Genomic DNA, 19,165 nt, shown 5'->3' with positions numbered 1-19,165 from the left:
CAGGGCCATCCCTCCGTTGAAAACGACTATATAGTAATACTATTTATCCAACAACACTTCCAAAGCGGCGAATTAGCGCCTATGTTAGGCCGTAGATTTAACAGAATAGTCATACAATAAGAGAATCGATCATGTCTGATAAGAAACCCACCCTGCGCTCCGCCCAATGGTTTGGCACCGCCGACAAGAACGGCTTCATGTACCGCAGCTGGATGAAGAATCAGGGCATCGCCGACCACCAATTCCAGGGCAAGCCAATCATTGGCATCTGCAACACCTGGTCGGAACTGACCCCGTGCAACGCACACTTCCGCCAGATCGCGGAGCACGTCAAGCGTGGGGTGATCGAGGCCGGTGGGTTTCCTGTGGAATTCCCGGTGTTCTCCAACGGCGAATCCAACCTGCGCCCGACCGCCATGTTCACCCGCAACCTGACGAGCATGGACGTCGAAGAAGCCATTCGCGGCAACCCGATTGATGGTGTCGTGTTGCTGACCGGTTGCGACAAAACCACCCCGGCACTGCTGATGGGCGCGGCCAGTTGCGACGTGCCGGCCATCGTCGTCACCGGCGGACCGATGCTCAACGGCAAGCACAAAGGCCAGGACATCGGTTCCGGCACCGTGGTGTGGCAGCTCAGCGAACAGGTCAAGGCTGGCACCATCACCATTGATGACTTCCTCGCGGCCGAGGGCGGCATGTCCCGCTCGGCCGGCACCTGCAACACCATGGGCACCGCATCGACCATGGCCTGCATGGCCGAAGCACTGGGCACTTCCCTGCCCCACAACGCGGCAATTCCAGCGGTGGATGCACGGCGTTATGTGTTGGCACATATGTCCGGCATGCGTGCGGTCGAGATGGTTCGCGAAGATCTGAAACTGTCGAAAATCCTCACCAAGGAAGCCTTCGAAAACGCGATCCGCGTTAACGCCGCGATTGGCGGTTCAACCAACGCCGTGATCCACTTGAAAGCCATCGCCGGCCGTATTGGCGTGGACCTGGAACTGGATGACTGGACCCGCATCGGTCGCGGCATGCCGACCATCGTCGACCTGCAACCGTCCGGGCGTTTCCTGATGGAAGAGTTCTACTACGCCGGTGGTTTGCCAGCGGTGTTGCGTCGTCTGGGTGAAGCCAACCTGATCCCGAACCCGAACGCCTTGACCGTCAACGGCAAGACCCTCGGCGAGAACACCAAAGACGCACCGATTTATGGTCAGGACGAAGTGATCCGCACCCTCGACAACCCGATTCGCGCCGACGGCGGCATCTGCGTATTGCGCGGCAATCTGGCGCCACTCGGCGCGGTGCTCAAACCCTCCGCGGCCACGGCTGAACTGATGCAACATCGCGGCCGGGCCGTGGTGTTCGAGAACTTCGACATGTACAAGGCACGGATCAACGATCCAGAACTGGACGTCGACGCCAACTCGATCCTGGTGATGAAGAACTGCGGACCGAAGGGTTATCCGGGCATGGCCGAAGTCGGCAACATGGGCTTGCCGGCCAAGCTGCTGGCGCAAGGCGTGACCGATATGGTGCGCATCTCTGACGCGCGCATGAGCGGCACCGCTTATGGCACCGTGGTTCTGCACGTCGCGCCGGAAGCGGCAGCGGGCGGACCGTTGGCCGCCGTGAAAGAAGGTGACTGGATTGAGCTGGACTGCGCCAATGGGCGCCTGCACCTGGACATTCCGGATGCTGAACTGGCGGCACGCATGGCGGATCTTCAGCCACCACAGCAAATGATTCTGGGCGGCTATCGTCAGCTGTACATCGACCATGTACTGCAAGCGGATCAGGGCTGCGACTTCGACTTCCTGGTGGGCTGCCGTGGTGCAGAAGTCCCGCGCCACTCTCACTAACCCCGCAGCCCCCTGTGGGAGCGAGCCTGCTCGCGAAGGCGGAGTGTCAGTCGATATCATCTTGACTGGTACACCGCCTTCGCGAGCAGGCTCGCTCCCACATTTGATTTGCATCTGCCTCAAGATTCCGTTGCGCCTGTTATCATGCGCAACACCCCCTCGCACAGGACCGCGTCGTTCCCCATGGATTACCGCAAACCGTCCGACCGTAAAAGCATGCACTCGCGCATTGTCCAGGAACTGGGCATGCAGATCGTTTCCGGGCGTTTCAAGCCATGTGACAAACTGCCCGCCGAGGCTCTGTTGTGTGAGGAGTACGCGGTCAGCCGCCCGGTGCTGCGCGAAGCCACCCGAGTATTGGTCGCCAAGGGGCTGGTGTATTGCCGTCCGCGTGTTGGCACAGTGGTCAAGCAACGCAAGGAATGGCACATGCTCGACCCGGACGTTTTGCATTGGCTGATGCAAAGCAGCCCGCAGAATGAATTTTTCGACCTGTTGACCAGTGTGCGCAGCATCATCGAGCCTGCCGTCGCCGCACTGGCCGCACAGTTCGCCACGGAGGCGGACATCGCGTCCATTGGCGAAGCTTACCAACGCATGGAGGCTGCGCCGACGCCGGAAGCCTTGCTGCAACCGGATCTGGATTTCCACAGCCGGATCGCCGATGCCACCCACAACGACTTGCTGGCCAACCTGTGCAACATGCTGTCGGTGGCGATAGCCGAAGCGTTGAAGCATTCCAACCAGCGGCCTAACCTGCATGAACTGGCGCTGCCTCGGCACAAGGCGATTCTCACGGCCATCGAGAACCGCGACGCGCTCGGCGCACGGCACGCGACACTGGTGCAGCTGGATGATGCGCGTAGTGCGTTGAATGTGGTGTTGGGCGGCGATCCCAACTGACCCAACACTAATCCAAAAGTTACAAATCCCCCCCTGTGGGAGCGAGCCTGCTCGCGATGGCGTAGTGTCAGTCAATATCAATGTTGAATGTACCGCCGCTATCGCGAGCAGGCTCGCTCCCACAGGGACTTGAGTCGAATCCGAGGTATAAAAAAAGCCGCAACCCAGGTTGCGGCTTTTCTATTTCAGACGAGGATCAGTGAGCGAACAGCGAGTTGCCCTTCTGCCCAGCCAGTTTCTCCGGCTTGATCAGGAACCGTGCCAGCGCAGGCAACAGCCACAGCGCGCCGAACATGTTCCACAGCAGCATGAAGGTCAGCATCAGGCCCATGTCGGCCTGGAACTTGATGGCCGAGAAGATCCAGGTGCAGACGCCGATGGCCAGGCACAGACCGGTGAACAGCACCGCTTTACCGGTGGACTTCAGCGTCTGGTAGTAGGCTTCTTGCAGCGGCAGACCGGCCCGCAGGAAACTTTCCAGGCGGCTGTAGATGTAGATGCCGTAGTCCACGCCAATCCCCACACCCAGCGCCACCACCGGCAAGGTCGCGACTTTCACGCCGATGCCCATGAAGGCCATCAGGGCGTTACCCAGTACCGACGTCAGCACCAGTGGCAACACGATGCACAAGGTCGCCGCCCACGAACGGAAGGTGATCATGCACATGGTCGCGACGCAGATGTAGACGAGGATCAGGATGGTTAGCTCGGATTCCTTGATCACTTCGTTGGTGGCCGCTTCAATACCGGCGTTACCGGCGGCGAGGATGAATTCCAGGCCGTCCTTGTTGTTCTCCTTGGCGAATTCCTGCACCGCATGCACCGCACGATCGAGCGTCGCCGCCTTGTGATCGTTGAGGAACACCAGCACCGGCGCCAGGGAGCAACTGTTGTTGTACAGACCATCCGCACGGGAGATGGAGTTGTTCAGCACATCCGGGTTGCGCGACAGGGTTTCCCATTTCAGGTTGCCCTCGTTCATGCCCTTGATCATCTGCTTGGACACGGTCACCAGGGAAATCGCCGACTGCACGCCCTCGGTGTTCTGCATCTTCCACATCAGCTCATCGATCGGCGCCATGGCTTCATAGCGTGAGCAGCCTTCAGCCTTGGTCTTGACCATCACCACCAACACGTCGGAACTGGTGGAGTAGTTGCTGATGATGAAGTTGTTGTCTTTGTTGTAGCGCGAGTCCGGACGCAGTTCAGGTGCACCCTGATCAAGGTCACCGATTTTCAGGTTCTGGCTGTACCAGAGACCGCCACCGAAGGCCAGCAAGGCCAGGACGATCGACACCGGTGCGACTTTCGCGCTGGCAAAGTTCGACAGCAGGCGCCAGAACGGATGCTCGCGAGTTGCGTCCTTTTTGCTGCGCTCTACTGCGCGTTTGCTGATACCGACGTAGGAAATCGCCACCGGCAGCAGGATCAGGTTGGTGAACACGATCACTGCCACGCCAATGGACGCGCCGATGGCCAGTTCATGGATCACGCCAATGTCGATGATCAGCAGCGTGATGAAACCCACCGCATCCGCAAGGATCGCAATCATCCCCGGCAGGAACAGCTGACGGAACGTGCGTCGCGCTGCAGTCAGCGCATTGTCGGCTTCACTGGACTGCAAGGCGATACCGTTGATCTTCTGTACGCCGTGGGAAATACCGATGGCAAAGATCAGGAACGGCACCAGCATCGAATACGGATCCAACCCGAAGCCGAAGAAGTGCATCAACCCAAGCTGCCAGATCACCGCCACCAGCGTGGTACTGAGTACCGCCACGGTGCTGCGCATGCAGTTGGTGAACCAGTACAACAGAATCAGGGTAATAACGAAGGCGACGCCGAAGAACATCACCACCATGACCAGGCCATCGATCAGGTCGCCGACTTTCTTGGCGAAACCGACGATGTGGATCTGCACGTTAGGGTTCTGTTTTTCAAACTTGTCGCGGATTTTTTCTTCCAGCTCGTGGGAGAACTTGCGGTAGTCCAGCGCCAGCAACTTGCCCTGGTCCTGCGGGTCCGGGTAGGACTCCAGCAGCGGGATATCGACAATGCTCGACTTGAAGTCGTTGGCCACCAGACGCCCGACTTGCCCGGACTTGAGGACGTTGTTGCGCAGCAGATCAAGGCTTTGCTGGGAACCGTTGTAGCTCTGCGGGATCACCTCACCACCGGCGAAGCCCTCCTCCGTCACCTCGGTCCAGCGCACGCTCGGGCTCCACAGCGACTTGAGGCCGGAACGGTCGACGCCGGAAATGTAGAACACCTCATCGTTGATCTGACGCAGGGTCTCCATGTATTCCTTGGAGAAGATATCGCCGTCAGTGGCTTCCACCGAGATCCGCACCGTGTTGCCCAGGTTCGCCAGATCGTTGCGGTGCTCCATCATCTTTTGAATGAACGGATGATCGAGCGGGATCATTTTTTCGAAACTGGTGGATGGCCGGATCAGCGTCGCCTGCCAGAACAGGAAAATACTGACCAGCAGGCAGATAAAGATCACTGCCGGGCGGTTGTTGAAAATCAGGCGCTCAAGAAACGTCGCCTTGTCCTGGTGATGGCTTGTCATCGATGTCATAGCTCCGCCCTTCTTATTATTTGCCCAGCTCTGAGCCGGTTGGCGAAGTAGCGCGAACGCCGCCCTGTCCTGCCAGAATCAGATTGCCGTTGCCCGCCGCCGCCACTGCCGATACGGAAATGCGATCCGGACGGTTGAACACGCTGAAGGTTTCGCCGTTGTCGTTGCTGCGCACCACCGAGCCGCCGTTACCGACGATCACGATGGAACCGTCGTCGAGCAGGGTTGCGCCAGACAGCCCGAACTCCAGCGCGCCACGAGCGGCTTTCAGCTCGACCTGTTCCCAGGTGCTGCCGAAATCCGTGGAGCGGTAGAGATTGCCGCGCAGGCCGTAAGCCAGCAGCGTATTGGCTTGCGCCGTGCCGATGACACCGAAGAGCGATCCTTCGTACGGCCCTTCAACTTTCTCCCAGGTCTGCCCCCAATCGGCTGAGCGGAACATGCTGCCCTGCTCGCCGACGATGAACAGCCCGGCATCCTTGACTGAAGCGATGCCATTGAGGTGGAGCTGGTCCTCGTTGTCCAGGCGGTCGCTGGCGTCTTCCCAGTGCTTGCCGCCGTCGGTGGTTTCCAGCAGTGCGCCATAAGCACCCACGGCATAGCCGCTGTTGGCGTCCTTGAACCAGACGTCAAGCAGCGGCGCTTCGCGTTTCAAATCGTCGAATTGTTTGGTCCAGGTGGCGCCACCGTCCTCGCTCGCGAGGATCTGTGCGTCATGGCCGACGGCCCAGCCGTGTTTGTCATCGACAAAAAACACCGACGTCAGCAGTGCCCGGGTGGGTACCTTGGCTTGAACCCAGGTCGTGCCTTGGTCATCGGAATACAGAATGTGCCCGCGATCACCGACCGCGACCAGGCGTTTGCCGGCGTGGACGACATCAAGCATCAGGCTTTTGGCAGCCTTGGCAGATTCAATGGCATAAACAGCATCGGATGCTGGCGCGGCAGCTGCCAGCACAGGTGCCGACAACACAGCACAGCCCAACAGCGAGAGCGCTGTAGCCAGCAACGCGAACTTGCGTAATGCCGGCGGGCGGCAGATACCCACACCCATGACAGGCTCACTCATAGACCTTCCCCCATTATTATTGTTAGGTCGTTCAACCTTTCAGGGCGCCGTAAGGGTGCTCGTTGTGATTGGCTGTTTGGAACCTGGTCCTGAAACGCGCAATCTAGAGCCCCTTCGGAAGCTGGCTTATCCTATCGGGGTTTGGAAAGGTCTGACAATCGACGCTGCGTTATGTTTTGTTAACCTGAGGGGGATGGGGTTTTTCTGAATGATTGGGTATCAGGTGGGGTGATTGGGGTTTCGGTGGTCTTTATTGGTGGTTGGTGTACATATCCGTTTCTGCGGTAACGGCGGCTTATGGTTTCGCTCTTACAGCGACTCACTTTTCCAGACGCCGGAATGCCGGCCCAGCGAAAAGTAAGCAAAAGGCTTCGCCCCGGCGTACGGCGCCTCGCTAAAGCTCCGCGTTCCCTCGCTACGGTGTCCATCAGGGGGCATCGCCTCCGGTCTGCTTCGCTACGACCTCCTCTCGATGTGTGCGGCTTCGCCGCACGGCGCTACGCGCCTAACCCCCTGATGAACACCTACGCTCGGCCTGCCGAAGGGGCGAAAGATCAAAAGCAGATCAAGATCAAAAACAGATCAACATCAACGGCAAGATCAACAGCTTCGCGAGCAAGCTCGCTCCCACAGTTGGACAGGGTACATCCCAAGGAGATTGGTTGGCTGTCAGGCCGCCTTCGCTGGCAGGCCAGCTCCCACAATGGATCGGCGTACAGCCCTTGCTTCCCACCACTCAACAGGCCGAGCGTTAGCTCGCCTGAAAGCTTTTGATCTTGGGCTTTTGATTCACCCGCCCCCTCATGCCCTGAGCCTCTCCGTCAACCCGAAGCTACCTCCACCGGTGCCTCTATCAATGTTGATCCCCTGCGTATTAAAGCCTGCAGGTACGCCTTTTCGTCATAGACGGTGCTGGTTTTCCAGCACCGATAAACGATTCTGATCCACTTAAAAGCGAGCCCCCTGGGCCCGAGTGGACCCTGGGGGAGCAAAGCATGACTCAGGCCAGGCTTTTGCTGACCACTTCAAACACATCGCTGGACAGCTGACCCGAAGCACGAATCCGCTCCAGCTCACCTTTCATCAACGCCTGACGCGCATCGTCATACTTGCGCCAGCGAGTCAGCGGCGCCAGTTGGCGCGAAGCGATCTGCGGGTTGAAGCCATTGAGCTCGATCACCAAGTCTGCGAGGAAGCGATACCCTGATCCGTCAGCCGCATGGAAATTGATCAGGTTCTGCCCGGCAAACGCACCGACCAACGCCCGCACCTTGTTCGGGTTTTTCATGTTGAACGCCGGATGCTGCATCAACCGACGCACCCGCTCCAGACCACCCGGCAACGTGCTGCCCGCCTGAACACTGAACCACTGATCCATGACCAACGGATTGTCCTTGAAGTGCTCGGCAAAACTCGCCAGTGCCTTGGCCTTTTGTTCTTCAAACGGCGAGTTGACCAACACCGCCAGCGCGGTCAGTCGTTCGGTCATGTTGTCGCTCGTCTCGAATTGCTCAAGCGTCGCTGCCAACACTTCCGGTTTGCCGCTGAGCATCAGGTACGACAGCGCAATGTTCTGCAACGCCCGACGAGCGAAGTGCTCGGCCTCCGCCACGTAAGGGGTTTTCTTCGACAGATCGCGATTGGCCTGATAACGCAGCCACAGCGCTTCAAACAACCCTTCAGCCAATTGCTTGCGGGCAAACTCGCGAGCGATGTGAATCGCATCGACGTCAGCCACTTCGCTGATTTCGGTCAAATACGCCTCGCCCGGCAGCGACAGCATCTCCGCGACCATGGCCTGATCCAGCGTCTCGTCCGACAGCACAGTGCGCAAGGCGCGAATCAGGCGCTGATCCAGCACCAGCGTTTCACCAGCCTGATGTTGGGCAATCAGCTCTTGCAGCACTTGCACCGACAATTGCTGGCCGGCATCCCAACGGTTAAAACCGTCGCTGTCATGCTGCATCAGGAACATCAGTTGATCGCGGTTGTATGGGAAGCTCAGTTTGACCGGCGCCGAGAAGCCACGCAGCAGCGAAGGCAACGGCTGTTCAGCGATGTCGACGAAGGTGAAAGTCTGCTCGGCTTCGGTCACCGAGATCACCCGCGACGTGCCCTGGGCACTGGCTTCACCGGAGAGACGCAAGGCAATTGCCGCGCCTTTGGAATCCAGCAGGCCCAACTCCACCGGAATCACGAACGGCAGTTTTTCAACTTTGTCCGGGGTTGCCGGGCAGCTTTGACGGAAGGTCAGGCTGTAGGTTTTCGCCGCCGCGTCGTAAGACTCGCTCACCGCCAACCGCGGCGTACCCGCCTGGCTGTACCAGCGTTTGAACTGGGTCAGGTCGACACCGTTGGCATCTTCCATCGCCTTGATGAAGTCGTCACAGGTCACGGCCTGGCCGTCGTGGCGGTCGAAATACAGGTCGCTGCCTTTGCGGAAGCCGTCGGCCCCGAGCAAGGTGTGGATCATGCCGACCACTTCCGAGCCCTTTTCGTACACCGTCAGGGTGTAGAAGTTGGAAATCTCGATAAAGCTGTCCGGGCGCACGGCGTGGGCCATGGGGCCGGCGTCTTCGGCGAACTGGTGCGTGCGCAGGTACGCCACGTCCTGGATGCGCTTGACCGTGGCCGAGTTCATGTCCGAGGAGAACCCGGCATCGCGGAACACGGTGAAGCCTTCCTTGAGCGACAGCTGGAACCAGTCTCGGCAGGTCACGCGGTTGCCCGACCAGTTGTGGAAGTATTCGTGGGCGACGATGGCTTCCACGCGCTGGTGCGCAGCGTCTGTTGCGGTTTCGGCGCGGGCCAGCACGGCGCTGGAGTTGAAGATGTTGAGGCCCTTGTTCTCCATGGCGCCCATGTTGAAGTCGTTGACCGCGACAATCATGAAGATGTCCAGGTCGTATTCGCGACCGTAGACCTCTTCATCCCAGCGCATCGACTTCTTCAGGCTGTTCATGGCGTGCTGGCACTTGTCGATGTTTTCCGGTTCGACGTAGATGCGCAATGCCACGGAACGCTGGGTCATGGTGGTGAAGGTGTCTTCGACGCACCACAAATCACCGGCCACCAGCGCGAACAGGTACGCCGGTTTCATGAACGGGTCTTCCCAGGTCGCCCAGTGCCGGCCGTCTTCGCCGGGGCCGCTGGCAATCGGGTTGCCGTTGGACAGCAGCACCGGATAGCTGTGCTGCTCGGCGACCACCGTGGTGGTGAACTTGCTCATCACGTCCGGGCGATCGAGATAATAGGTGATCTTGCGAAAGCCTTCAGCCTCGCACTGGGTGCAGAACATGCCGCTGGATTTGTACAAGCCTTCCAGCGCGGTGTTGGTTTCCGGGTGGATCTTGACGCTGGTGTCGACCGTGAACGTGGTACTGGTCGGGTGCAGGGTCAGGTGATTCTCGGTCAGTTGGTAGTCTGCGTCGCTCAGTTCTCGATCCGCCAGGGTCACCGCCAAAAGCTCAAGCTGCTGACCGTCCAGCACCAGCGGCGGCAGGCCCGGGCCGCGCTCGGGATTGCGGCGCATCACCAGTTGCGCATGGACCAGACTGTGGTCCTCGTACAACTCGAAGGTCAGGTGCGTCTCGTCGATCAGGTACTCGGGCGCCTGATAGTCTTTCAGGTAAATCATCTTCGGTTGTTCGGTGCGCATGCTGGAGTCCTTACTGATGCACGGCGAGCTGATAAGCCGTGTATTTACGAATGTTGATCACGCCGGTGTCGAAGATCAGGTATTGGCCCTTGACCCCTAACAGCGTGCCTTCGGCAATCGGATTCTTGTCCAGGTTGAAGCTGACGATTTTGGCCGGATATTGCTCGACCGGATAGCGGATCTCGAGGGTTTCTACGTCGGCAATGGTCTGAATGGCTTGTAGGCCGAATCGTTCCTGCAAGGTTTGCAGGCCCTCGGCGCAACTGTCGAACAACTGATCGCGAACTTCGGCCAGGTTCACCGAAGCTGCTTCACCCTTGAGCAAGGCGCGCCAGTTGGTCTTGTCCGCCACCTGGCTGCGGAACAGGTCTTCGACGAAACCCGATTGCTGACGGGTCGACACGCGCATGATCGGCAATGCCTGACGTGCGCCCTGATCGATCCAGCGGGTCGGCAACTGAGTGGCGCGGGTAATCCCGACTTTCACCCCCGACGAGTTGGACAGATAGACGATGTGATCGGTCATGCAAAACGTCTGGCCCCACTCCGGCTCACGGCAGGTGCCAGCATCAAAGTGGCAACGCTCCGGGCTCATGATGCAGATGTCGCACTGCGCCAGTTTGGTCATGCACGGGTAGCAATACCCCTGGCTGAAACTGGTTTTGGTCTTGCGTCCGCAATGGGTGCAATGAATTGCCCCCAGGTATTCCAGGCGCACGGTGGTGCCGATCATTGGATTGACCGGCACCTCGAGCTCGCCCAGACGAAACGCGTACTGCACGTCGGACCCGTCAAGGCGGGCCGACATTTTACTGATTGCACCACGGCCAATCTCGATCAATGGATGGCATCCGACTTGAACAGAATGTTTGGCACGCTGATCGACTTTGAACTGCATTCCTGCGGGCCCATGTAACCGGTGCGCTCGTCTTCGGGCAGGTTCTGGATTTCCCAGGCGATCATCGCTTGCAGCGACAGTTCACGTTGCTCGGCGGTGAGCTTGTTACCGTCGGCCCATTTTCCGATTTCCACCGCCAGTTTCAGGCTCTGGTAGATATCGGGGGTGATGTTTTTGATCATTTCGTTAAAAGAGGACATCAAGGTCTCCGCGCTCTTTAATTCATAAACTGTTTTAGGCGGCCAGTTTACGGCGGTTGTACAAACCACCCAACAAACCGGTGAAGCATCCGATGAGTAACCCGCTGACATGGGCGGCGTTGGCGATTTCACCAAAGCCGATCATCGAGACCAGCCCGGACAGGCACAGCACCAGCCACACCAGCATCATCACCAGCACGCCGCGCGGCAGGCGATAAGCCGGGTTCGGCGCCAACAGCTGGAAGATCCAGCAATGCCCGAGCAGACCGTACAACACGCCGGACAACCCGCCGAACAAGGTCGGACCGCTGAAAAAGTACTGGGCGCAATTGGAAACGAGGCTGAACAGCAACGTCAGGCCGATCAGGTTGATGCTGCCCTGACGCGACTCGATACGCCGGCCCAGTTCCCAATACCACATGCCGTTCATGGCCAGGTGCAGGATGCCGAAGTGGATCAGCATCGGCGTCATCAGTCGCCACCACTGCCCCGCTGCCAGACTGTCGGCCAATGGCACGAAGTGGATGTACTCGCCGATCACGCGAAAATCGAGGAAGGTCAGCCAGCGCATCGTGTCGAGGTTTTCACCCAGCAGCGTCACCGCGCCCACGAGGATACTCAACAGCAAAACGGCCGCGGTCGCCTTGGCGTAGCGCAGTTGCTCGACAAAACCGGGACGGCGGGTGGTTTGCACCGCCGGAATGTCCAGTTGCTGATCAGGGTCACCAGCCGGAAACCGCTCGTACAGCGAGCGCACGTCTTCGCTGATGTTGGCAGGCACCCAAAGCACCTGTTCGCCCGACTCTTCGCTGACGCGATGCGGCACCTGCATGCGCTGCAACAGTTTGACGAACCCGCTCAAGTCCACCGCCAGCGGCAGCCGCAATACGGCAACAGCACTCATTGCAACACCTCCGGCCGTTCGACATCGACCCAGACAAATTTATTCGGATCGAGCCGGGTTTCCTGATCCAACCGATAGGCAACCAGTTTGCCGTAGAGCACGGCGCTGTAATCCAGACAGGCCAGGTTCGGCCGAATCGGCACCGGTTTGCCGCTGCGCCAGTAGTGGCCGACGAACAACAGTGGCTCATCGGCGCCGTAACGCAGCAGGGTGTTTTTTTCCGTGGACGTCAGGGGTGTCTGCGCCACTGGCTCGGGCAACGCGTCAGGCTGGAACACGATGTCTCCGTAGGTTTGCGGGTCGTCTTCCCAGAATTTTGTGCGAAAGAACGAACGCACCAGACCGTCGCCGCTGGTCATGGTCAGGCCATGGGGCAAGCGCATGTCGGTGCCGCGCAGCAGCCGGTCGAACACGGTGCAGGCGAAACTGCCCGGCTCGGCTGACGCCTGGAGGAAATGTTCATCGACACAGCCATTGGGGAACAGCGCGCGCAACGGCGCGATCAGGCCCGAATCCCAGCACGCATGCACCACCCGGAAACGGCCGGCATCGACAAATAACGGCAACTCGTAGAACCACTCCAGGAAGTCATGCCAGTCACCGGGATGGTTTTCGAACTGGGTCAGGGTTTCACCGAGCAAGCGGGCATGGCGCGGCGTATGCTCACGAACGAACTGCTTGCCGCTGCCCGGTAGCGCCGGTGTGCTCCAGCCCAGTGCGTTGAATTCATGGTTGCCCATGATGCACAACGCCTGGCCGGCCACGACCATGTCATGGACGATGTGCAGCGCCTCGCGAATTCGCGGGCCGCGATCAATGATATCGCCCACAAACACGGCCATCCGCGACGAATGCCGCCAGACGCCGCCTTGTTTGTGATAACCGAGCCGGTCGAGCAAGTGCTCAAGGGTCAGAGCGCAACCGTGCACGTCACCGATCAGGTCGTAGCTACGCGCGGGATCGAGCATCAGTCGCCTCCACCACCCAGTCGACTGCCCCAACCGAGCTTGGTCCGGCAGACTTCATAGTAATTGTGGTCAAGCGGATGAATCAGCCGCAACTTCTGCGCTTTCTTGCTGATGGTGATGGTGTCGCCGGGGGCGCAGGTGAAGTGGTTCTGCCCGTCACAGGAGACTTGCGGGTAAATCTGCATATCTTTGGACACAACGATTTTCAGCTCACTGTTGCCATCGACCACAATCGGCCTGCCCGACAAGGTATGGGGGTACATCGGCACAATCACAATAGCGTCAAGCTTGGGATGCATGATCGGTCCACCCGCCGACAGCGCGTAGGCGGTCGAACCGGTGGGCGTTGCGACGATCAGGCCGTCGGCCTTCTGACTGCAAACGAACTGGCCGTCGATGTAAAGCTCGAACTCGATCATCCGCGTCGATTTGCCGGGGTGCAGCACCACGTCATTGAGGGCATCGCCCTGACCGATGGCCTCGGCATGGCGGCGGACTTCGGCCTGCAGCAAAAAGCGGTTTTCCACCAGATAGTGGCCGTCGAGCACTTCGGCGACTTTGATTTCAAGCTCATCGGGGCGAATATCGGTCAGGAAACCGAGGCTGCCACGGTTGATGCCGAGCACCGGAATATTGTGCTTGGCCAGCGCCCGGGCGGCGCCGAGCAGGCTGCCGTCACCGCCGACCACAATCACCATGTCACAGACTTCGCCTAGCATCTTGCGTGACGAGGTTTGCAGGCCATGACCGGGAAGGACTTCGGCGATGGTGTCTTCGAGGATCACGTGCAAGTGACGATCGAGCAGAAACCGTTTCAGTCGGCGGACGGTATCCAGCACCTGAGAACTGCCCAGGCGACCGATGATGCCGATATTACGAAATTGCTCCATGGGGTTCCTGCGAGGACGGCGAAAAGGACGATTATGGGCGAAAGCGCGGGATAGACAAAATCCTTTCAGCCACAAGGGTGCACTCATGTTTAGGGCTATGCTCGCAAGATGATCCTATTTCCCGATTTGCTCTCGCTGCCCCATCAGTTGCGCCACCCCGAAGTGCGCGACCTGGCCTGGGTCATCCTCGCGCCGCCGATGCTCGTCGATACGCCGTGGCCGCAACGCCATCCGCTGGCCGGCAGCGAATGGGTGCAAGAGCCGGAACGGCTGGAGCGCTGGCTGCGGCAACTGGACCGTGACAGTTATGATTTGCTGCACTGGCTGTCCCAGGCCCGCACCCGGCGCCTGGGCCTGTACTACGAGCGACTGTGGCAGTACGCGGTGCGTCACGCGCCGGGGATCGAGCTGATTGCCGCCAACCTGCCGATCCGCCGTGAGGGCCATACACTGGGCGAACTGGATATGCTGCTGCGCGACCGCGACGGCGTGCATCACCTGGAACTGGCGATCAAGCTCTATCTCGGGCCGCAAAATGGCGACGGGCATGACACTGCGCAGTGGCTCGGCCCCGGTTGTCACGATCGGCTGGACCGCAAGCTGGCCCACCTGGCCCACCATCAATTGCCCATTTCTGCCCGCAGCGAAAGTCGCGAAGCGCTGGCGGCCCTGGATATCCAGCAGTTCAGTGCACACCTGTGGCTCGGCGGTTACCTGCTGTATCCGTGGCCGGGACGCTCCGCGCCTCCCGGCGGCGCACATCCGCAGCATTTGCGCGGTAGCTGGCTGCATCAGAAAGACTGGCCGGACTTTGTCGTACAACGCCCCTTCGGTCGCTGGCAACCCCTGCCCCGCCATGCCTGGCTGGCGCCGGCGCATTATCCAGCGGAGCACACCTGGAACGACGAGCAATTGCGCGCATGGCTCAACGAACTGGAGCCTCTGGCGCCCGCACAATTGATGGTGCGCCTGGTCGAGAATGCCGAGGGGGATTGGGAGGAAGCAGAGCGGTTGTTTCTGGTGGCGGATCTTTGGCCGAATGTGCCGGGTAGTGGTTGAGATGTGTGGTGTCTGGACTGGCCCGCGATGGGGTCGACTCGGTCTAGACCGACAACCGTAATGCCAAAGCCGCCAACGTCACCAACAACACCGGCACCGTCAACACCACCCCGACCTTGAAGTAATACCCCCAGCCAATCCGGATACTCTTGCGTTCCAGCACATGCAGCCACAGCAACGTCGCCAGACTGCCAATCGGCGTGATCTTCGGCCCCAGATCGCTGCCGATGACGTTGGCATAAATCATCGCCTCCTTCACCACACCATGGGCCTGACTCGCATCGATCGACAGCAAACCGATCAGCACCGTCGGCAAATTGTTCATCATCGACGACAGAATCGCCGTCAGCACGCCTGTGCCCATCGCCGCGCCCCAGACACCGTAATGGGCAAACCCGTCGAGCCATCCCGCCAGATACCCGGTCAACCCGGCATTACGCAGGCCATACACCACCAAATACATGCCTAGTGAAAAAATCACGATCTGCCACGGCGCTTCTTTCATCACCTTGCGCGTGGAAATCTTGTGGCCTCGGGCAGCGATACCCAGCAGCAACGCGGCGCACACCGCAGAAATGGCGCTGATCGGGATACCCAGCGGCTCCAGGGCAAAACATCCCAGCAACAAAATCCCCAAGACCACCCAACCGGCATAGAACGTCGCCTTGTCATGGATCGCGGTGGCCGGCTGCGCTAATTGGTCGGGGTCGTAATTCTTGGGAATGTCGCGCCGGAAGAACCACATCAGCATGGCCAGCGTCGCCGCGACGCTCACCAGATTGACCGGGATCATCACGGCCGCATACCGGTTGAACGTGATATCGAAGTAGTCGGCGGAAACAATGTTCACCAGGTTCGACACTACCAGCGGCAGGCTCGCGGTGTCGGCAATGAAACCGGCGCCCATCACGAACGCCAGCGTGGCGGCCGGGGAGAATCGCAGCGCCAGCAGCATGGAGATCACGATGGGCGTGAGAATCAGTGCCGCGCCGTCGTTGGCGAACAATGCCGAGACCAACGCCCCCAGCAACACCATATATGCAAAGAGTTTGCGCCCGCTGCCCCGGCCCCAACGCGCCACATGCAAGGCGGCCCAGGCAAAAAAACCCGCCTCGTCCAGCAGCAGACTGATGATGATCAGCGCCACAAACGTGCCGGTGGCGTTCCAGATGATCTGCCACACAATCGGGATATCGATTAGCTGCACGACGCCGAAAACCAGCGCCAGTACAGCGCCGAATACCGCACTCCAACCGACGCCCAGGCCTTTAGGTTGCCAGATCACCAGCGTGATGGTCAGCAGGAAAATGAGTGAGGCGATGAGCATGCAAAAACCTTGTGCGGAAAAACAAACCGCGATTCAGCCGCAATGCTCGGGCGGAGTAAAGCCAAAACTTGCTGCACACCGCGAGGCCCGCAGCTGTCGAGCAGCGCGAGGCTGCGTTCGGCTGCGAAGCAGTCGTAATACCTGCAAACGCGGTCTGTTTGAATTACCACGCCGCCTGATTTCACGAGTGCTTCGCAGCCGAACGCAGCCTCGCGCTGCTCGACAGCTGCTACCAGCGAACGCAGCCTCGCGCTGCTCGGCAGCTGCTACAGGCAATTAGGTCTTTTTGTGTTGTTCGACCCATTTTCCATAGGCGTCGATGAACTTCTGCAAAAACGGCTTCACCGATTCGGACAGTTTGTCCGCCTCGTCGAACAGCGACCCGGCACCTCCGAGATAGGCTTCCGGCTGCTGCATGCACGGCACATCCAGAAATACCATGGACTGACGCACGTTATGGTTGGCGCCAAACCCGCCAACAGCCCCCGGCGAAACACTGATGACTGCGCCCGGTTTGCCGCTCCAGGCACTCTGGCCATACGGCCGTGATCCCACGTCGATGGCATTCTTCAAAGGTGCCGGCACCGAACGGTTGTATTCCGGGGTGACGAACAGCACTGCGTCGGATGATCGCACCTGTTGCCGGAAAGTGCTGTAGGCTGCCGGCGGTGAAGCGCCATCGATGTCTTCGTTGTAGAGTGGCAAGTCACCAATTTCGACGATTTGAAGGTTGAGATTGGCTGGAGCAAGGTCGGCCAGTGCCAGTGCCACCTTGCGATTGATCGATGCCTTTCTCAAGCTGCCGACTATGACGGCGATCGTATAGACGTTGCTCATGGAAGATGTCTCGACTGTCCGATGGAAAGAACTTGTAGTTATAGATGACGAATCACCCAGCGGGCTGTTGAATTTCACACCCCTGACTATTTTTTTCTTGCACGAAAACTTACTTCGCCCTACCACGGTCTACACAACCGAAAATTGAGTGATTTATCTCCAGAGGTTCTAAACAGATGGCAGCAGTACTTGTCGGTCAGTTCCACGCAAGAGATGCGGAAGGCCGCGTATATTCCGTGCACGAGTTCCAGGAATCCACCCCGTCGGCAGACGGCCTCGGTGGTACGGAGTCTGTCACCACCTACAAACTGGCCATTGGCGACCGCGTCAGGAAGCTGGATGACAACCAGTTTCTGCTGGTCCAATCGGACGTAACCATCGTGCGCGAACCCGACACCTTTGTCGGTAGCGTGCCGGTAGCCAGCGTCGCGTCATAACCCCGCGTTATGAGCAGAAGTCATATGGATGCACTTGAGTTAGGATTCAGTCACTGATTCCCTCACCTGCCGAACATGGACTTCACGCATGCGTTTACGCCATATCGAAGTGATCCACGCACTTGTGCAAACCGGTCACCTGGGCACCGCCGCCGAATGGCTGCAGTTGCCGGTGGCCGAGGTTGAAGGCATTTTGCGCGAGGCCGAGGGTCAGTTGGGTTTCATGCTGTTTTCCAGCGTGCGTGGACGTTTGCAGGCGACCCGCGAAGCGCGGGAGCTTCAGGTCGAAATCGCCCACGTCTACGAAGCGCTTGAGCCCATCCAGCGCTTGGCCGCCAGCCTCAAGCAATATCAGGCTCCCCCCCTGCGCATCATCTGCACCCCGCCGCTGGCCCAACAATTGCTGCCCCAGAGCATCGCCGCCTTACGCCGACGGCTGCCCGATGCACCCTGCAACCTGCTGAGCCACCCGACCCGTGAGATCATCAGAACCCTGTTATTGCGCGAAAGCGATCTGGGATTGAGCCTGCAGGATCCCGATCACGCCGACATCCATTGCCAAGTGATTGCCCAAGGCAAGCTCCAGCTCCTGGCGCCCCATGGCTGGCTGCAGCCCAAGCAGAAATACATTTCGTTGCAAGATCTGGCAGGCCAGTCGATGGTCGGCCTGGAAGGCCACGACCCGCTGAGCCCGGCGCTCGAAAACAAATTGCAGGCCTTGCGCCCGGCTCCGCTCGTGCATATCCGGGTGCAGACGCATCAGATGATGCGCAGCATGGTCGAGGCCGGAGAGGGTCTGGCGATTGTCGACCCGTTTACCGCCCTGGGCGCCAAATCCAGCGGACTGGACGTTTGCCCACTGGCGCCGGCGGTGCCTGTCAGCCTCTACGCGCTGACCCTGAAAAACGGCGAACCCTCCACCGCCGTTCAGACCCTGCTGGACATCGTTACGGAACAAGCCGTGGCGATGCTGGCGAACTGAGCGGGTATTCCGGCGCATTATCGAACAAGCGATACCAAAACAGCGCCACTTCGGCGGTGTTTGGATCGATCCCGCGGTAGCGCAGATGATCGATCCCGCCAATCACATAACCACACCGCTCATAGAGCCGACAGGCGCCCAGATTGTTGTTCTGGGTTTCGAGCATGATGCCCGGCAGTTTTTTCTTGCGACTCCAGAACTGAGCCACGTCCAGCAACGCTTTGGCCACGCCATGGTGCCGCGCCGGCGCATGCACCGCCAGTTCGTCGATATGGGCAAAGCCGTTCCAGTTGGTGCTGACCACCAGATGACCGACGGGCTCATCGTCGAGATAGGCCATGAAAATCGCACTGTCAGTGGCATCGCGAAAACTGCTGAACTCTTCGGGATCGATGCCGTAGCACTTTCGATAAGGGGTGATCGGCGTGATCGGCCACTGCTCGACCGGCTTGCCCATTTCAGCAGCACCATAGGCGGCGACTTCAAAACTGAAATCACTGCCCCAGATGTAAGCCGCGAACCCGTCGTCGGCGACACGCACCGAAAGGCCGGGGTACTGGGGATTAATGACAGGTTGCATACTG

The 19,165-nt window shown here is 59.4% G+C and carries 16 protein-coding genes and 1 pseudogene; 5 read left to right on the top strand and 12 right to left on the bottom strand.

Going from position 1 to position 19,165, the window contains the following annotated elements; translation table 11 throughout:
- The first annotated feature begins 131 nt into the window (after positions 1-131).
- Positions 132-1,868, top strand: coding sequence for an IlvD/Edd family dehydratase (locus tag PMI22_RS19955; protein WP_007944608.1), 1,737 nt, complete (start codon positions 132-134; stop codon positions 1,866-1,868).
- Positions 1,869-2,051: 183 nt separating this feature from the next.
- Positions 2,052-2,771: a FadR/GntR family transcriptional regulator gene (locus PMI22_RS19960; protein WP_033049039.1), complete on the top strand. Its 720-nt coding sequence runs from the start codon at positions 2,052-2,054 to the stop codon at positions 2,769-2,771.
- Between the two features lie 196 nt (positions 2,772-2,967).
- On the opposite strand, the gene PMI22_RS19965 is transcribed toward PMI22_RS19960, so the two are convergent.
- The 9 genes and pseudogenes from PMI22_RS19965 to PMI22_RS20000 all read right to left on the bottom strand — a co-directional run bounded on the left by PMI22_RS19965 (position 2,968) and on the right by PMI22_RS20000 (position 13,939).
- Positions 2,968-5,343: an efflux RND transporter permease subunit gene (locus PMI22_RS19965; RefSeq protein WP_033049038.1), complete on the bottom strand. Its 2,376-nt coding sequence runs from the start codon at positions 5,341-5,343 to the stop codon at positions 2,968-2,970.
- A gap of 25 nt (positions 5,344-5,368) precedes the next feature.
- Positions 5,369-6,421: a WD40/YVTN/BNR-like repeat-containing protein gene (locus tag PMI22_RS19970; RefSeq protein WP_007944605.1), complete on the bottom strand. Its 1,053-nt coding sequence runs from the start codon at positions 6,419-6,421 to the stop codon at positions 5,369-5,371.
- An 821-nt stretch (positions 6,422-7,242) separates the two neighbouring features.
- Positions 7,243-7,386, bottom strand: a pseudogene (locus PMI22_RS31960) (IS110 family transposase); the annotation flags it as partial.
- Between the two features lie 35 nt (positions 7,387-7,421).
- A complete protein-coding gene (pepN, locus tag PMI22_RS19975) occupies positions 7,422-10,079 on the bottom strand; it encodes an aminopeptidase N (RefSeq protein WP_007944604.1) in 2,658 nt (885 codons plus the stop codon).
- 10 nt (positions 10,080-10,089) lie between these two features.
- A complete protein-coding gene (locus tag PMI22_RS19980; RefSeq protein WP_007944603.1) occupies positions 10,090-10,920 on the bottom strand; it encodes a DUF2797 domain-containing protein in 831 nt (276 codons plus the stop codon).
- The gene (locus tag PMI22_RS19985; protein ID WP_007944602.1) at positions 10,917-11,177 is read right to left on the bottom strand and encodes a YeaC family protein; all 261 of its coding nucleotides are present in this window, start codon (positions 11,175-11,177) and stop codon (positions 10,917-10,919) included. The genes PMI22_RS19980 and PMI22_RS19985 overlap by 4 nt, the downstream gene beginning before the upstream one ends.
- A 34-nt stretch (positions 11,178-11,211) precedes the next feature.
- Complete coding sequence (locus PMI22_RS19990) at positions 11,212-12,081, bottom strand: rhomboid family intramembrane serine protease (RefSeq protein WP_007944597.1); 870 nt, start codon at positions 12,079-12,081, stop codon at positions 11,212-11,214.
- Entirely contained in the window at positions 12,078-13,052 is a 975-nt protein-coding gene (locus tag PMI22_RS19995; protein WP_405046857.1) for a metallophosphoesterase, read from the bottom strand. Before PMI22_RS19995 ends, PMI22_RS19990 begins: the two co-directional genes overlap by 4 nt.
- Positions 13,049-13,939, bottom strand: coding sequence for an NAD(+) kinase (locus PMI22_RS20000; protein WP_007944594.1), 891 nt, complete (start codon positions 13,937-13,939; stop codon positions 13,049-13,051). Before PMI22_RS20000 ends, PMI22_RS19995 begins: the two co-directional genes overlap by 4 nt.
- 108 nt (positions 13,940-14,047) lie before the next feature.
- On the opposite strand from PMI22_RS20000, the gene PMI22_RS20005 reads away from it, so the two are divergent.
- On the top strand, positions 14,048-14,998 hold the full coding sequence (locus PMI22_RS20005) for a DUF1853 family protein (protein WP_007944593.1): 951 nt from the start codon (positions 14,048-14,050) through the stop codon (positions 14,996-14,998).
- A gap of 43 nt (positions 14,999-15,041) precedes the next feature.
- Here the strand turns inward: PMI22_RS20005 and PMI22_RS20010 are convergent, their stop codons facing one another.
- The gene (locus PMI22_RS20010; protein WP_007944592.1) at positions 15,042-16,325 is read right to left on the bottom strand and encodes an arsenic transporter; all 1,284 of its coding nucleotides are present in this window, start codon (positions 16,323-16,325) and stop codon (positions 15,042-15,044) included.
- Positions 16,326-16,601: 276 nt separating this feature from the next.
- Positions 16,602-17,162 (bottom strand): NADPH-dependent FMN reductase, encoded by a 561-nt coding sequence (locus tag PMI22_RS20015; RefSeq protein WP_007944591.1) that lies wholly within the window; start codon positions 17,160-17,162, stop codon positions 16,602-16,604.
- Positions 17,163-17,338: 176 nt separating this feature from the next.
- Between PMI22_RS20015 and PMI22_RS20020 the strand changes: the two genes are divergently transcribed.
- A complete protein-coding gene (locus tag PMI22_RS20020) occupies positions 17,339-17,599 on the top strand; it encodes a hypothetical protein (RefSeq protein ID WP_007944590.1) in 261 nt (86 codons plus the stop codon).
- Positions 17,600-17,687: 88 nt separating this feature from the next.
- Entirely contained in the window at positions 17,688-18,581 is an 894-nt protein-coding gene (locus PMI22_RS20025; protein WP_007944589.1) for a LysR family transcriptional regulator, read from the top strand.
- Here PMI22_RS20025 and PMI22_RS20030 read toward each other — a convergent pair.
- Positions 18,547-19,161: a GNAT family N-acetyltransferase gene (locus PMI22_RS20030; RefSeq protein WP_007944587.1), complete on the bottom strand. Its 615-nt coding sequence runs from the start codon at positions 19,159-19,161 to the stop codon at positions 18,547-18,549. The genes PMI22_RS20025 and PMI22_RS20030 overlap by 35 nt on opposite strands.
- Positions 19,162-19,165: the final 4 nt, after the last annotated feature.

This window comes from Pseudomonas sp. GM21 (assembly GCF_000282215.1).
Classification (GTDB): domain Bacteria; phylum Pseudomonadota; class Gammaproteobacteria; order Pseudomonadales; family Pseudomonadaceae; genus Aquipseudomonas.
The sequence above is the reverse complement of the archived record's forward strand: the minus strand, read 5'-3'. Positions and strand labels throughout refer to the sequence as shown.

What these genes read in the sequence shown, in the direction of transcription:
- PMI22_RS20025 (WP_007944589.1), top strand. Translation starts at nt 17,688, where the DNA reads ATGCGTTTACGCCATATCGAAGTGATCCACGCACTTGTGCAAACCGGT.
- PMI22_RS19955 (WP_007944608.1), top strand. Translation starts at nt 132, where the DNA reads ATGTCTGATAAGAAACCCACCCTGCGCTCCGCCCAATGGTTTGGCACC.
- PMI22_RS20020 (WP_007944590.1), top strand. Translation starts at nt 17,339, where the DNA reads ATGGCAGCAGTACTTGTCGGTCAGTTCCACGCAAGAGATGCGGAAGGC.
- PMI22_RS19970 (WP_007944605.1), bottom strand. Translation starts at nt 6,421, where the DNA reads ATGAGTGAGCCTGTCATGGGTGTGGGTATCTGCCGCCCGCCGGCATTA.
- pepN (WP_007944604.1), bottom strand. Translation starts at nt 10,079, where the DNA reads ATGCGCACCGAACAACCGAAGATGATTTACCTGAAAGACTATCAGGCG.
- PMI22_RS20010 (WP_007944592.1), bottom strand. Translation starts at nt 16,325, where the DNA reads ATGCTCATCGCCTCACTCATTTTCCTGCTGACCATCACGCTGGTGATC.
- PMI22_RS19965 (WP_033049038.1), bottom strand. Translation starts at nt 5,343, where the DNA reads ATGACAAGCCATCACCAGGACAAGGCGACGTTTCTTGAGCGCCTGATT.
- PMI22_RS20030 (WP_007944587.1), bottom strand. Translation starts at nt 19,161, where the DNA reads ATGCAACCTGTCATTAATCCCCAGTACCCCGGCCTTTCGGTGCGTGTC.
- PMI22_RS20000 (WP_007944594.1), bottom strand. Translation starts at nt 13,939, where the DNA reads ATGGAGCAATTTCGTAATATCGGCATCATCGGTCGCCTGGGCAGTTCT.
- PMI22_RS19990 (WP_007944597.1), bottom strand. Translation starts at nt 12,081, where the DNA reads ATGAGTGCTGTTGCCGTATTGCGGCTGCCGCTGGCGGTGGACTTGAGC.
- PMI22_RS20015 (WP_007944591.1), bottom strand. Translation starts at nt 17,162, where the DNA reads ATGAGCAACGTCTATACGATCGCCGTCATAGTCGGCAGCTTGAGAAAG.
- PMI22_RS19960 (WP_033049039.1), top strand. Translation starts at nt 2,052, where the DNA reads ATGGATTACCGCAAACCGTCCGACCGTAAAAGCATGCACTCGCGCATT.
- PMI22_RS20005 (WP_007944593.1), top strand. Translation starts at nt 14,048, where the DNA reads ATGATCCTATTTCCCGATTTGCTCTCGCTGCCCCATCAGTTGCGCCAC.
- PMI22_RS19985 (WP_007944602.1), bottom strand. Translation starts at nt 11,177, where the DNA reads ATGTCCTCTTTTAACGAAATGATCAAAAACATCACCCCCGATATCTAC.